This window comes from Stappia taiwanensis (assembly GCF_014635285.1).
Lineage (GTDB): Bacteria > Pseudomonadota > Alphaproteobacteria > Rhizobiales > Stappiaceae > Stappia > Stappia taiwanensis.
In genome coordinates, this window is the sequence record NZ_BMCR01000001.1 from 732,510 (window position 1) to 746,877 (window position 14,368).

At 65.3% G+C, this 14,368-nt stretch carries 13 protein-coding genes; 9 read left to right on the forward strand and 4 right to left on the reverse strand.

Annotated elements, in window-relative coordinates:
• The first annotated feature begins 15 nt into the window (after positions 1 to 15).
• Positions 16 to 1,416 (forward strand): amidase, encoded by a 1,401-nt coding sequence (locus tag IEV83_RS03255; RefSeq protein ID WP_181761863.1) that lies wholly within the window; start codon positions 16 to 18, stop codon positions 1,414 to 1,416.
• A 44-nt stretch (positions 1,417 to 1,460) separates the two neighbouring features.
• Positions 1,461 to 2,909 carry an N-acyl-D-amino-acid deacylase family protein gene (locus tag IEV83_RS03260; protein WP_181761862.1) on the forward strand — a complete coding sequence of 483 codons (1,449 nt, stop codon included), beginning with the start codon at positions 1,461 to 1,463 and terminating at the stop codon, positions 2,907 to 2,909.
• Positions 2,910 to 2,953: 44 nt separating this feature from the next.
• Here IEV83_RS03260 and IEV83_RS03265 read toward each other — a convergent pair whose 3' ends face one another.
• Positions 2,954 to 3,847, reverse strand: a complete 894-nt coding sequence (locus tag IEV83_RS03265; RefSeq protein ID WP_181761861.1) for a LysR family transcriptional regulator — start codon at positions 3,845 to 3,847, stop codon at positions 2,954 to 2,956.
• A gap of 316 nt (positions 3,848 to 4,163) precedes the next feature.
• Between IEV83_RS03265 and IEV83_RS03270 the strand changes: the two genes are divergently transcribed.
• A complete protein-coding gene (locus IEV83_RS03270) occupies positions 4,164 to 6,791 on the forward strand; it encodes an ATP-binding protein (protein ID WP_181761860.1) in 2,628 nt (875 codons plus the stop codon).
• Positions 6,788 to 7,999 (forward strand): sensor histidine kinase, encoded by a 1,212-nt coding sequence (locus IEV83_RS03275; protein WP_181761859.1) that lies wholly within the window; start codon positions 6,788 to 6,790, stop codon positions 7,997 to 7,999. The genes IEV83_RS03270 and IEV83_RS03275 overlap by 4 nt, the downstream gene beginning before the upstream one ends.
• Here the strand turns inward: IEV83_RS03275 and IEV83_RS03280 are convergent.
• Entirely contained in the window at positions 7,969 to 8,751 is a 783-nt protein-coding gene (locus IEV83_RS03280) for a response regulator transcription factor (protein ID WP_244628041.1), read from the reverse strand. The two genes, IEV83_RS03275 and IEV83_RS03280, sit on opposite strands and share 31 nt — an antisense overlap.
• A gap of 337 nt (positions 8,752 to 9,088) precedes the next feature.
• Between IEV83_RS03280 and fmdA the strand changes: the two genes are divergently transcribed.
• The 5 genes from fmdA to IEV83_RS03305 all read left to right on the forward strand — a co-directional run bounded on the left by fmdA (position 9,089) and on the right by IEV83_RS03305 (position 12,785).
• Positions 9,089 to 10,315, forward strand: coding sequence for a formamidase (fmdA, locus tag IEV83_RS03285; RefSeq protein WP_181761858.1), 1,227 nt, complete (start codon positions 9,089 to 9,091; stop codon positions 10,313 to 10,315).
• A gap of 85 nt (positions 10,316 to 10,400) precedes the next feature.
• Positions 10,401 to 10,913: an AmiS/UreI family transporter gene (locus IEV83_RS03290; RefSeq protein ID WP_181761857.1), complete on the forward strand. Its 513-nt coding sequence runs from the start codon at positions 10,401 to 10,403 to the stop codon at positions 10,911 to 10,913.
• A gap of 80 nt (positions 10,914 to 10,993) precedes the next feature.
• Positions 10,994 to 11,296: an FmdB family zinc ribbon protein gene (locus IEV83_RS03295; RefSeq protein WP_181761856.1), complete on the forward strand. Its 303-nt coding sequence runs from the start codon at positions 10,994 to 10,996 to the stop codon at positions 11,294 to 11,296.
• 200 nt (positions 11,297 to 11,496) lie between these two features.
• Entirely contained in the window at positions 11,497 to 12,201 is a 705-nt protein-coding gene (locus IEV83_RS03300) for a Crp/Fnr family transcriptional regulator (protein ID WP_181761531.1), read from the forward strand.
• Positions 12,198 to 12,785 (forward strand): DUF4202 domain-containing protein, encoded by a 588-nt coding sequence (locus tag IEV83_RS03305; protein WP_181761532.1) that lies wholly within the window; start codon positions 12,198 to 12,200, stop codon positions 12,783 to 12,785. Before IEV83_RS03300 ends, IEV83_RS03305 begins: the two co-directional genes overlap by 4 nt.
• Positions 12,786 to 12,837: 52 nt before the next feature.
• Here the strand turns inward: IEV83_RS03305 and IEV83_RS03310 are convergent, their stop codons facing one another.
• Positions 12,838 to 13,881: a linear amide C-N hydrolase gene (locus IEV83_RS03310; RefSeq protein WP_181761604.1), complete on the reverse strand. Its 1,044-nt coding sequence runs from the start codon at positions 13,879 to 13,881 to the stop codon at positions 12,838 to 12,840.
• Positions 13,882 to 14,087: 206 nt separating this feature from the next.
• Positions 14,088 to 14,366 carry a nitric oxide reductase F protein gene (locus IEV83_RS03315; protein WP_181761533.1) on the reverse strand — a complete coding sequence of 93 codons (279 nt, stop codon included), beginning with the start codon at positions 14,364 to 14,366 and terminating at the stop codon, positions 14,088 to 14,090.
• Positions 14,367 to 14,368: the final 2 nt, after the last annotated feature.

The window sequence follows — 14,368 nt, forward strand, 5'->3', positions numbered from 1 at the left end:
GAAAAGAAAGAAGACATGGACCTGTCATTTGCCTCCCTTGCGGATCTGTCGAAAGCCCTCGATGAGGGGGCTCTAACCGCAACCGATATCACCCGGCATTTCCTCGACCGGATCGCCGCGCATGACACGAAGCTGGGTGCATTCGTCCATGTCGATGCCGACAAGGCGATGGCCATGGCCGAGGGCCATGACAGGCTGCGCGCCTCAGGTGTCGTTTACGGCCCGCTGCACGGCCTGCCGATCGCCATCAAGGATCTGGTGGACTGGCAGGACGACATCTGCACCGTGGGCAGTGCCGCATGGTCGGATCGTCGCTCGGTGAGCGATGCCACCGTAATGCGGCGCCTGCTGGCCGCCGGCATGATCCCCATCGGCCGCACCGCCATGGTCGAGTTCGCCTTCGGCGGCTGGGGCACCAACCCGATCTGCGGCACCCCGCACAATCCGTGGGACCTTGACACCCATCGCATTCCCGGCGGCTCCTCCAGCGGGTCCGGCGTTGCTGTCGCCGCCGGCCTGGCCCCGGCAGCTCTTGGCAGCGACACCGGCGGCTCGGTCCGCATCCCGGCGGCGCTCAACGGCCTTGCCGGTCTCAAGCCGACCTACGGACGCATCAGCCTGAGCGGCTGCTTCCCCCTCTCCTCGACCCTCGATTCCGTCGGGCCGATGACCCGCACCGTCGAGGACGCGGCGCTGTTGTTTGAGGCGCTTGCCGGCGCCGACCCCGCCGACCCGGCGACCCTTGCCGCCCCCGCGCGTATCGCTAGCGCCTGGCGCCAGCTTTCGGCGGACGGCATGCATGTGGCGGTGATGCGCGAGGAGGATTTCCCCGCCCCGCTCGATCCGCCCATGCAGGCCGCTTTCGAACGGGCGAAAGAGGCCCTGCGCTCCCTTGGCGTGAAGCTGGTGCCGGTCAGCCTGCCCTTCAGCTTCGACGAGCTGACGGCGCGGAACGGCCGCATCATCGCCGCCGAAGCCTATGCGGTGCACCGCGACTACATCGCCGACGACGCCCGCGCCTTCGGCCCTTACGTCCGCCAGCGCATTCTCGCCGGGGCCGGGGTCAGCGCCGACGATTACATCGACACCCTGGCGCATCACCGCCACATGAAGGAGGTCTATGCCGACTTCATGCGGCCGTTCGATGCCTTCCTGACGCCGGCCATCCCCTTCCCGGCGGTGCCGGTGGCCGAGGTGGATGAAACCACCGTCCCGCTGGCGCTTTATGGCCGGCCGGCCAACTACGTCGGCGCCTGTGCGCTGGCGCTGCCGGCCGGGTTCAGCGACGCCGGCTTGCCGCTTTCCGTGCAATTGATGGGCCGCGCCTTTGGCGAGGACAGCCTTCTGGCCCTTGGTGCCGCCCTTGAGCCCCGCCTGTCGCCGGATCGGCGCACCCCGGCAGGCCTTTCCGCATAACCACCGCCGCCCAGCGCCACGCCCACCAACCGAAGGACCCACCGATGACACGGAAACAGTGCGACACACTGCTGATCAACGCCGAGCTGTTCGACGGTCTCGGCGGTCCTCCGGTGACCGGCGGCGTGGCGATTGGCGGCGGGCAACTGCTCGCCATCGGCGATGTCTCCGACTGGTCGGCGCCGGACACCCGCGATCTGGACGGGCTCTGCCTCGCCCCCGGCTTCATCGACGTGCACACCCATGACGACCTCGCCGTTCTCAACGACAGCGCCATGGAGCCGAAGATCACCCAAGGGGTGACCACCGTGATCGTCGGCAATTGCGGCATCAGCCTCGCGCCCTACAAGCATCCGCCAAAGCTGGTGCCGCCGCTGGGCCTGCTCGGCGATGCCGACGACTACCGCTTCGGCTCCTTCGCCGCCTATCGGCGAGCGGTCGACGATGCCGGCGTTGCGGTCAATGTGGCCGCGCTCGCCGGTCACGGCACGTTGCGGGCCATGGTGCTCGCCGACACGGACCGTCCGGCCAGCCGGGCGGAAGTCGACGCCATGCGCGGACATCTCAACGAAGCGCTCACCGCCGGCGTGCTCGGTCTCAGCACCGGCCTTGCCTATCCGGTCGCCAAGGCCGCACCGACCGAGGAAATCGTCGCCCTGTCGCAGGAGCTGGCCGCCTTCCCCGGTGCGCTCTACGTCACCCATATGCGCGACGAGCGCGACGGGGTGGAAGAGGCGGTCGGCGAGACCATCGGCATCGGCCGGCAGGCAGGCGTTCCCGTGGTGATCTCCCACCACAAATGCATCGGCAAGCAGAACTATGGCCGCTCGGTCCGGACCCTGTCGATGATCGACAAGGCCCTGCGCCATCAGGACATCGCCATGGATGTCTACCCTTATGAGGCCAGTTCCACCGTGCTTCTGCCGGAGCTGACCCGGCACGCGGAACGCATTCTGGTGATCAACTCCCGGCCCCATCCGGAATTCAACGGCATGGAGCTCTCCCGCGTTGCCGAGCAGATGGGCTGCGATGACGAGGAAGCCGCCCGCCGGCTCAGCCCCGCCATGGGGGTCTATTTCCAGATGTCGCCGGAGGACATCCGCCGCATCATGAGCCACCCGCGCACCATGATCGGCTCCGATGGCATTCCCGGCCCGCAATCCCATCCGCGCCTCTGGGGCACCTTCCCCCGCGTGCTCGGACGCTACGTGCGCGAGGATGGCGTGCTACCGCTGGAAGAAGCCATTCGCAAGATGACCTCCCTGCCCGCGCAGGTGTTCGGCATGGCCCGCCGCGGCCGGCTGCAGACCGGCTTCAGCGCCGACCTTGTCGCCTTCAACGCCGAGACCGTGCTGGACCTTGCGGACTATGACACGCCGGACCGTCCCTCGACCGGCATCGAGCATGTGTTCGTCAATGGCCGACCGGTTCTCACCGATGGCCGGGTGACGGGAACGCGCGGCGGCCGCTTCCTGGCGCGCGGCGCCGTCTGAGCGCAAGGAAGCGACGGTTTGCGGACCGGCGCGCCTTCCTCCAATCAGCTTTCCTGGTGCAGCTCCGTGCAGGCGGATTTCAGGATCTTGATGAACATGTCTTCCGCGTTCGAGATCGGCCGGTTTTCCGCCGTGAGCGCGGTGATGGTGAACTGAAGCGGCGGCGTCAGCGGACGCAGCCGCACCCCGCGCGTGAACCGGGCGGAAAACTCATCGACGATGGCGCAGCCTACCCCCTGGCTGACACAGGCGGCGGCCACCGAATAGGTGTGCACCGAGATGCGCGGCTCATAGGCAACGCCCACCCGCTCGAACGCATCCTTGAGGAACACCCCGACCGGCGATTCCCCTTCCAGCCCAACGAAGCTGTTCATGTCGATCTCGCGCAGATCCATCGGCGAAGGATCGACCACCGCCCCCGGACCGTCCGTTTCCAGATAGGTCAGGCTCATGGTGCCGACGGTGGTGCTGTTGATGCCGGGCGTCTCGACGATGGAAAACCCCACCGCCAGATCCAGGTCGAGCGCCAAGAGCCGTTTCACCAGCACATCGTAGTGATGGGTGAAAAGCTCCAGCTTGAAGCCCTCCCAGTGCTGCGGCAGCTTGGACACCACCTTCGGCGCCAACCCCACCCCGAGGCTGGGCAGAAAGCCGACCCGCAGCACATTGTCCGGATTGCGCCCCAGGTTGCGCGCCAGCGTGCGGAAGCGCTCCAGCGCGACCTGCACGTCCTTGGCTTCGGCAAACAGCAGTTCGGCTTCCTTGGTCGGCACCAGCCGCTGTTTCACCCGGTCGAACAGCTTGAACCCGAGCAGGGATTCGGCGTGCTTCAGGGTCCGGCTGAGCGCCGGTTGGGACACGTTCAGCCGGTCGGCGGCGGCATTGATCGAACCGGCCAGCCGGATTGCGTGGAAAACCTCGATATGGCGAAGATTCATCTGGTCAGGTCAGGGTCTCGCGTTCGCTTCCGGGCCGCGGGACTTCCGCGCCACGGACCTTGCGGAAAGAATACACGGACGCCGCGCCCGAATGCGAGGTTTTCCTGGCGCCGGCTCCTCATAGGAGCGAGCGACCGCCCCATCACCCGACTGGAGACGCGGCCGGCAAACCTGCTATGTTCGGTGACAAAGGGTCGAAAGAGCCCCAACACGTGCAGATCATTGGGGGGGGGAACAGTCGGATGATGCCAGGCATTCGGTCGGCGCCGCATGGGATGCGCCGGTGGCGGCGCGGCGCTGAGCCCGCAGGCGGCTGATGGACCTTCCGCACCTGCCCGCGCTGCGGTCCTATCACTCCTGGATCGCCAACGAGACGTTGGAGGATTACTCGCTGCGCTACGCGGCGCGGTCGTTCCGGCGCTGGTCGCCCTTCGTCATCGCCAACACCGCGCTGGGCGGCATTTCCTTTCTCGCGCTAGAGGCCATCGGCGGCGCCATCACCCTCAGCTACGGCTTTGCCAACGCCTTTCCCGCCGTGCTGGTGACCTGCCTGTTCGTCTTCATCACCAGCCTGCCGATTGCCTATTATTCCAGCCGCCACAACATCGACATGGATCTGCTGACCCGGGGCGCGGGCTTCGGCTACATCGGTTCCACCATCACCTCGCTGATCTACGCCACCTTCACCTTCATCTTCTTCGCGCTGGAAGGCGCGATCATGGCCCAGGCCCTGAAGCTGTTCGCCGATGTGCCGCTGGTGCTCGGCTACATCATCTCCTCGCTGATCATCATCCCGATCACCTTCATGGGCGTCACCATGATCAGCCGGCTGCAACTGATCACCCAGCCGCTGTGGATCATGATGCTGTTGCTGCCGTTCATCGCCATCGCCATCGGTCATCCGGAGACCGCGCGCGACTGGGTCGCCTTCGCCGGCAGCGAGAAGGGCGGCGGCGGTTTCAACATGCTCTCCTTCGGCGCGGCGCTGGGCATCCTGTTCGCCCTGTCGATCCAGATCGGCGAGCAGGTCGACTATCTGCGCTTCCTGCCCGACAAGACACCGGAGAACCGCCTGCGCTGGTGGGCCGCCGTCATTTCCGCCGGGCCGGGCTGGATCGTCATCGGCGGCTTCAAGATCCTGTGCGGCAGCTTTCTCGCCGCCATCGCCATCACCTCGGGCCTTTCCAGCGAAACCGCGCTGGAGCCGATCCATATGTACATTCAGGCCTATGGCTACGTCAGCTCCGATCAGGTGGTGGTGCTGGCGGCGGCGGCGATCTTCGTGCTGGTCTCGCAGGTGAAAATCAACGTGACCAACGCCTATGCCGGCTCGCTCGCCTGGTCGAACTTCTTTGCCCGGGTCACCCATTATCACCCGGGCCGGGTGGTCTGGCTGGTGTTCAACATCCTGATCTCGCTCTTGTTGATGCTGCTCGGCATCTTCCAGACGCTGGAACTGGTGCTGGCGGTCTATTCGGTCATCGCCGCCGCCTGGATCGGGTCGATCTTCGCCGATCTCGCCATCCTCAAGCCCCTTGGCGTCAGCCCCGCCTATCCGGAATTCCGGCGCGCCTACCTGCCCGATTTCAACCCGGTCGGCTGCGGCTCGATGGCGCTCGGCGCATTGGTGGCGGTGATCTGCTTCACCGGCACGCTGGGCACCATGGCCCAGGCCTATGCCGCGCCCATCGCCTTCCTCACCGCCCTTGCCAGCGCGGTCGCCATCGGCGTTCTCACCAAGGGCAAATACTACCGCGCCCGCCCGGTCACCCCCTTCGCCGATCCGAAGCGCCGCATCCTGCGCTGCGAGCTTTGCGGCCTCGATTACGAGCGTCCGGACATGGTGCATTGCACCTTCTACGAGCGGCCGATCTGCTCGCTGTGTTGCAGCCTCGATTCCCATTGCCACGATGTCTGCAAATCGCCCGGCGGGGTGCTGGAGGAATCGCGCGCCAGCTACCTGGGGCGGGGCCTGCGCAACAAGATCGCCCCGCACATGCAGCAGCGACTGTTCAAGGTCGGCGGCATCCTGTTTGCCCTGGCCATCGTCACGGCGGCGGCGATCCTCCTCGCCTATCGCCTGATCGAACCCGCCGCCGGTCAGCCGCGTCTAGACAGCGGCTCGCTGCTGCTCGGGGTGTTTCTGGCGCTCTTGCCCCTTCTGTGCATCGGCGCCTGGTGGATCGTCCTGTCCCATGAAAGCCGGGAACTGGCCGAACGCGACCTGATGGCCTCCATGGAGAAGCTGCGTCAGGCACAACAGGATCTGGCCAGCAACGAGCGGCTGGCCGCCATCGGCAAGGTCACCGCCACCGTCAGCCATGAATTGCGCAACCCGCTCGGCACGCTGGTCACCTCCTCCGATATCCTGCGCCGCTCGCTCAAGAACGCCGGCGAACCGGTGTCCGGCGAGCTGGAACGGATGCAGCGCAATGCCTGGCGCTGCGTGCGCATCATCGAGGACCTGCTCGACTTCTCGCGCAAGCATCGCTTCGCCCCCGCCCCGCTGGCGATCGACCGCTGGGCGGAAAATCAGGTCAATGAACTCGACGACCGGACCCGCCCCCTGATCCACCTCGACCTTGCCGCCGATTGCGAGTTGATGGCCGACGGCGAACGGCTGCACCAGGCCTTCTCCAATGTGCTGACCAACGCGCTGCAAGCCTGCGAGGCGGTGCAGGATCGCGATACCGCGATCCGTGTCGCCACCCGGCGCGAGGGCGACCGGGTGTGTCTGTCCATCGCCGACAACGGCGGCGGCATGTCGATGGAGGCGCGCCGGCGCGCCTTCGAGCCGCTTTACAGCACCAAGGCGTTCGGCGTCGGCCTCGGCATGCCGCTGGTCAAGCGCATCATTGAGGCCCATGGCGGCGAAATCCGCATCGACAGTATCGAGGGCGAAGGCAGCACCGTCACCCTTGTGTTGCCGGGGATGGGAGCATGAGCCAACCGGAGGATGGCAACATGACAGCACAGGAGGACAACCGCTTGACGAGACAGGGCGCCGGCGGGCGGGCGCTGCTGATCGTCGATGACGACACGGATTTCGCCGCAAGCCTCGCCGGCCTGCTGCGGCTCGAGGACTACCGGGTGTTTCAGGCCCATGACGGCGAGACCGCCCTTGGGCTGATCGACCGGCAATCGGTCTCCGTCGCCCTTGTCGACGTGCGGCTTGGCACCGGCGATGGCATCGAGGTGGTGCGGGCCTTGCGCAAAAAGGATCCGGACCTCGTCTGCGTGATGATCACCGCCTATGCCTCGGTCGAAACGGCGGTCGAGGCGCTGCAGGCGGGCGCCTACGACTACCTGATGAAGCCGTTCCACTGCGAGGATCTGCTTGCCACCTTGAACCGGTGCTTCGAGCGCATCCAGCTTCTCAAGGACAAGGCGCTGGCCGCCGCCCGGCTGAGCCAGAAGCAGCGCATGGAGGCGATGGGGCAACTGACCAGCGGCATTGCCCATGACTTCAACAACATCCTCGCCGTTCAGCTCAGCAATCTGCGCCTGCTGGAAGAGCGCGTGCGGCACCAGCCGGAGTTGGCGGAACTGGTCGCCGACGCGCTCGCTGCCACCCGGTCCGGCTCCGACCTGACGACCCGGCTTCTCGGCTTCGGCGCCGCGCCATCGGAAAACATCGGTCTGGTCCGGCTGGACGAAGAGCTTCCCGCCCTCATCCGCATGCTCGAACGCACCCTGGGGGATACGCTCGTCATCCGCCTGCGCATGGAGGATGGGCTTTCCCCGGTCGAACTCCTGCCCGGACGGCTGGAAACGAGCCTGCTCAACCTGGCGCTCAACGCGCGCGATGCCATGCCCGCCGGCGGCACCCTCGATTTCGAGGCGCGCAACGTCCGCCTCGGCCTCGACGGGCATCAGGGCCCGACCGATCTGGTCCCGGGCGACTATGTGGTGATCTCGGTCGCCGACAGCGGCGAAGGCATGAGCCCGGCGGTGCGCGCCCGCGCGCTTGATCCGCTCTTCACCACAAAGCCGCCGGGCGAAGGCTGCGGCCTTGGGCTGCCGATGGTGGACAATTTCGTGCGCGGCTCGGGCGGGCGCCTTGCCATCGACAGCGCCCCGGGGCGCGGCACCCGCATCAGCCTCTATCTGCCACGCGCGGTTCAGTGGCCTTCGGGCGGCGCGAACATGTAGCCGATGCCGCGAATGGTCTTGATGAACTGCATCTCGCGGGCACTGTCGTTGAGCTTGCGGCGGATCTTGCCGATCAGCACATCGATGCTGCGGTCATAGGGGGTCCAGTTGCGGTTGGCGACGATCTCCAGGATCTGCTCGCGCGACAGGATGCGGCCGCGCCGCTGCACCAGTGCTGTCAGAACCTGAAACTCCTGACTGGTCAGCCGGACCGCCTCACCCTCGGGCGACTTCAACTGGTAGCAGGTGGGGTCGAGCCGCCAGCCGGCGAAACACATCGGCGCGACCTCCGCCTCCCCGTTTGCCGCCGGCTCGATCCGCCGCACCGCCCGGCGCAGCACCGAGCGCACCCGCGCCAGCAACTCGCGCGGCTCGAACGGCTTGGTAATGTAGTCATCCGCGCCCAGTTCCAGGCACACCACCTTGTCGATGGTGGTGCTCTTGCCCGACAGAACGATCACCGGGAAATCGTATTGCGCCCGCAGACCGCGTGCCAGCGTGATGCCATCGTCGCCGGAGGAAAAGGTCAGGTCGAGAATCACCAGATCGAACGGCTGGTCGGCCAGCGCCCGCCGCATCTCCCGCCCTTCATTGGCGCAAGTGACGCCGTAGCCCTCGCCCGACAGGAACTTCTGCAGGAAATTGCACAACAGCCGGTCATCATCGACGACGAGTATGCGGGATCGTGTTTCTTCGCTCTGCATGGCGATACGATAAGCGCATTTCCCGCCGCCGGTCGAGCGCTTCAGCATCGGTATTTGTCGCGAGCTCCCCGCAACTATTGGGAGGGAGAGCCAATTGCCGCACCATGGCGCAGGCACCACCCTGGAAAAATAATACAAATGATTGATCGAAAAGGGGAAACAGGGGTCTAAAAGGCTGCTTAAGCACACCCCTAACGCCTTGGCCCGATTACAAAAAATTACAATCCGGCCGATCACCGCCCACAGTGAAATTACACAAGCTGCCTAACCTTGCCCCGCACGGTTCGCAATCCCGCACAAAGACGGAATGCGGATGGCGATCCTGGGGGGGAACGGCTGCGGCAGGCTCCTCCCGTTTTCGAGACTAACCGGAGGAGGAGCTTCCATGCCCAAGACAGTATTTTCGGTCGACCTGAACAAGGCGCCGGAAGATCACGACATCAAGACGCACAACCGATGGCATCCGGACATCCCCCTCGTGGAAACCTTCAAGCGGAACGAAGTGATCCGCGTTGAATGTCACGACTGGACCGGTGGCCAGATCGGCAACAACGACAGCGCCAATGACGTGCGCGACGTCGACCTGACGCGGGTGCATTACCTCAGCGGACCGTTCGGGTTCGAAGGCGCGGAGCCGGGCGATCTGCTCGTCGTGGACATTCTCGACCTTGGCGCCAAGCCGGATTCCGAATGGGGCTTCAACGGCCTGTTCGCCAAGGAAAACGGCGGCGGCTTCCTGACCGAGCATTATCCCAACGCCAGCAAGTCCTGCTGGGACTTCCAGGGCATCTACACCACCTCCCGCCACATTCCCGGCGTTCGCTATCCGGGCATCATCCACCCCGGCCTGATCGGCTGCCTGCCCGATCACAACCTCCTGGCCGAGGCCAACCGGCGCGAGGCGGAACTGGTCGCCACCGACCCCAACCGGGTGCCGCCGCTCGCCGCCCTGCCCTATGCCGACACCGCGCTGATGGGCCAGCTCACCGGCGATGCGGCCCGTAAGGCGGCCGAGGAAGCCTGGCGCACCGTGCCGCCGCGCGAACATGGCGGCAACTGCGACATCAAGAACCTGTCGCGCGGCTCCAAGGTCTATTTCCCGGTCTATGTGAAGGGCGGCGGCCTTTCCATGGGCGACATCCACTTCTCCCAGGGCGATGGCGAGATCACCTTCTGCGGCGCCATCGAGATGGCCGGCTGGATCGACATCAGCGTCGATGTCATCAAGGGCGGCATGGCCAAATACGGCGTCGTCAATCCGATCTTCAAGCCGAGCCCGATCGACCCGCATTTCGACGACTATCTGATTTTCGAAGGCATCTCGGTCGATGAGCATACGGGCGAGCAGTACTATCTCGACGCCCATGTCGCCTACCGGCGCGCCTGTCTCAACGCCATCGAATATCTGATGAAATTCGGCTACTCGGGCGAGCAGGCCTACATGATCCTCGGCACCGCGCCAGTGGAGGGGCGCATCGCCGGCATTGTCGATATTCCAAATGTCTGCGCCACCCTGGCGATCCCGACAGGGATCTTCGACTTCGACATCAATCCGAACTCGACCGGCCCGACACGGCAGGACATCGGCGCGGATGTCGCCAAGACGAGCTGACGCTTCGTCTCAAATACCCAGAACAACAAGCGAGCCGGCCGGGGGGCGAACCCCGGTCGAGCCCGCCACTTGGGGGGAACCGCCCATGCTGCTCGGGTTTGCACTTTTATATGTCGGCGCCGTTTTGTTTCTCAACGGGCTCTGGCTGCTCGGCAAGATCGAGGATCGCGAGATCGTCGTCATCAATGTCGTCTCGGGGGTCGCCACCCTCGCCGTTGCCTTCAGCTCGCTGTTCGGCGGCGGAGCGGACGCCGCGTCGGTCAAGGCCGGCGCCCTCACCCTCTTGTTCACCACCACCTACCTTTGGGTTGCCTACAACCGGGTCGTGGCCGTCGACGGGCGTGGTCTTGGCTGGTTCAGCCTGTTCGTGGCCATCACCGTTGCCCCGGTCGCCATCCAGGGGCTGAGTTCCGCCCAGTCCTTCACCGATGTCTGGCTGGGGCTCAACTGGGCGATCTGGGCCGTGCTCTGGTTCATGTATTTCCTGCTGCTGGGCCTGCAAAAACCGGTGTTGCGGCCAACGGCGCTTCTGACGCTGGTCGCCGGCATCGTCACCGGCTGGATGCCCGGATACCTGCTCCTGGACGGAGTGTTGTGAGCTGACCGGACCGGGCGGCGGCCGCGCTCCGCCGCCCTCACCCCGAACCGCCCCCCGAACGGAAGGACGAGAAGACAAACATGCCTCTTTACAACTACATCTGCGAAGAATGCGGCCCCTTCGATAGTTGGGAATCGATGAGCAATGCCGCGAACGCCTGCGCCTGCCCCGCCTGCAGCGAACCCAGCGCCCGGGACGTGGCGGCGCCGCGCCTCAACCTGATGAACACCACCTTGCGCCGGGCACATACCCGCTCGGAAAAGAGCGGCAGCGAACCCAAGGTGGTCAAGAGAAGCCACCTTGCCGGCTGCGGCTGCGCGCTGTGCAAGGTCGGACCGCAGAAGCCGACCCCGACCCGGCACAAATGGATGATCGGCCACTGATGGGCCAGTGACCCCGGCCGGACGCGGCGCCATCCCCCCGCATGCGCGCCGCGCCCGGCCGCCTCCATTTCGCTGCCCGCTTCTCTGCTCTGCATCCGTGCAAGGCAATTGCCCCCGCAATGCACGTTGCCCCTGTGCGGCCCCTCCGGTCTGTGGCACAAGGTGTCAGCTAAAAAACGCAGGCATCCAGAGACCCAGGCATGAAACCCGAACACGCAGAGACTGCCCGCCAATCCCTCCTGCTGGCAAGCGCGCCCGCTCAGGCCCAGGAAGCGTTGCTGGCCGGCGCCCATACCCGCGTGTTCGAACGGGGTGCCACCATCTTCCTGCAAGGGGAACGCGCCAACGCGATCTACATCGTCGTCGAGGGCTGGGTGAAGCTGTTCCGCATCGCCCCCAACGGCACCGAGGCGGTGGTCGGCGTGTTCACCAAGGGCCGCAGCTTCGGCGAGGCCGTCGCCTTCCGCCACGATGTCTATCCGGTCGGCGCGGAAGCGGTCACCGATTGCACCTTGCTGCGGATCGAGGCGGATGCCTTCCTGCGGATGATCACCGAGTCTCCCGAAGTGGCCGTCTCGATCCTGTCGGCAACCTTCGTCCATCTGCACAGCCTGGTCGGCCAGGTGGAACAGCTCAAGGCCCAGACCGGCGCCCAGCGGGTCGCCGAGTTCCTGCTGGAACTGTGCGACCGCGACGATGGCTCCTGCACCGTGCTTCTGCCCTACGACAAGGCGCTGATCGCCGGGCGCCTGGGGCTGAAGCCGGAGAGCCTGTCGCGCGCCTTCGCCAAGCTGCGCGACCATGGCGTCACCATCCGCCAGTATTATGCCGAGATCGCCGATGTCGCCGCCTTGCGCGACTATGCTGAGGAAGACACCGCTCTGGCCTGGAACCGTGGACAATGACGCAAGATCCCACCCGCCTTGACGCCGCCCTTGCCGCCATCGACGCGGCCAATGCCGCCGACCCGACGCTGGAAGACGGCCGCCCGGCCGCCCTTGTCTATGGCGAGCGCATGAGCGCGGAGCTGGAGCGGCTGTTTCCGCAAGCCTCGGAAGTGCTGCGCATCGCCGCCCGGGGCCAGCATGTGGAGCGCTGGACCCTTTCCCGTGACAGCTATCCGCAAGGCCGGCCCGGCTACCTCGCCTGGCGCAAGGAACAGGGACGGCGCCATGCCGAACGGGTCGCCGGCATCATGGCCGATGCCGGTTATGGCGAGGAGGAGATTGCCCGCAGCGGCCGGATGCTGCGCAAGGAAGGCATCAAGCGCGACCCGGAAGTGCAGCAGCTTGAAGACGTGATCTGCTTCGTCTTCCTGCGCTGGTACTTCTCCCCCTTCGCCGACGGGCGCGACCCGGAGGAGCTCCTGCGGATCGTCACCCGCACCGCGCGCAAGATGTCCGACGAGGGCCGGGCGCGGGTGCTGGCGGAATTTGACCTGCCGGAGCCCTTCGCCGCGGCCTTCCGCCCGGAGGCGGAAACGCTCTAGCGGCAGACGTGGCCGCCGCTTCGGGCGACGCCACATCCGCTACTGACTGGGATCACTCCCCGGTCACACCGCCTGTTCCAAGGAACTTGAAAGGCTTTGCTTCCTTGAACTGATCATTGGCAACGCCGGAATAGATCTTGGCCTGATTGGGGCCAAGGTCGAGCTTCATCACCTTGCCGGCCTCTGCCGAGAAATCCAGCGTCTTCAGATCGACCCAGAAGGTATTGGGCGTGAGCGCGGACTCGAAGAAATAGAGCTTGCGCTTCTGATCCGACACGGTGCGCCAGCGCGTCGACGAGATATTCGGCTGGTCGGGCGTGGAAATGCCATAGGGCACCGAGACATTGCGGATCACGCTGAAGGCGCTTGCGATCGCCTCGACCGGGTCTTCGCTCTTGGGGATCGCATTCACATAGAAGGTGGCGCGGGCAAAGCGGTCGGACGCGCGATTTGTCCCCGGCAGCATCACCGTGCCGCCGATCTGCGTCCAGTATTCGCTCAAGACAAGCTGCTTCTCGAAAGCAGGAGAATTGGTCATCACATCATAGTCGCGGCTGTGATGGATCACCTGCTTGCCGTCGATATATTCGATGATGGCACTGTCGCCAGTGGCGTCGGACAGGGACAGATGCAAGGTCGCCAGCCGCTCCTCGCCCGGAACCTTGTCCGTCACGATGGTGAAGGGCTCCGAGGCCAGCGCATCGACCGCCTCCTGAACCGTCGCGAAATTGTCGAGCACATACTGCGCCCATGCCGCGATCGTCAGGCCCGGCTTTTCGCCGCGCTCCTGCGGATAGGAGGATTCCACCAGCCACAGCACATTGGCGACAAGTCCCGCCTCGTTCATGCCATCGGTGGTCGAGATATCGTAGCCCGACGCGATCACGCTTCCATATTTCGATGTCCACTGGAGCGAGTTCGGCCCCGCCTCGCCGGAGCGGGCCATGCCCCGCGGGAACACCCAGAGATTGGTCCCGACGTCCACCTTCCAGTCCATGGAGCGCGCGGTGATCACCTCATCGCCGGCGCCATGATAGACGAAGCGGGTACAGGCATCCGCCACAGAGGAAACAAGCGTGCTGGTCGCCAGAAGCATGGCGGTAAAAGCAGCGGCATAAGAGCGTTTTTTGAAAATCACGGTTCCATTCCAGTCAATTTGATCAGGCAGATAGCCAGGAAGGTCCTGCGCGCATGGCGTGTCTTTGCACAGCGGCACATGCACTCCAGCACAGAAGACACGCGAAAGCCACCATGCAAGATTGCTTCCTGCACAGGCGCGCCAATCTCCTGAAAGTGTACCGCCTAAAGCACCGGAATGGTGTAGAGCCCGAGCAGCAAGAGGGCGTAGAGCGCCAGCACGATCTCAAAGCCGCGCCGCCAGAAGGGCGCGGCGGCAAGCCCCAGATACTCTGACAGAATGATGCGCGCTTTCAGCCAGGCCAGCAGCAGGATGGTGGCGCCCGCCCCGGTCGCGGCAAGACCGGCGAAGCTGGTCCGCTCAACGGCCAGCGCAACGAGCGTGGAGGCAAGGCACAGGCCGATCAGAAGACCCCAGGCGCGCAGGAGCGGATTGCGAAGCATGA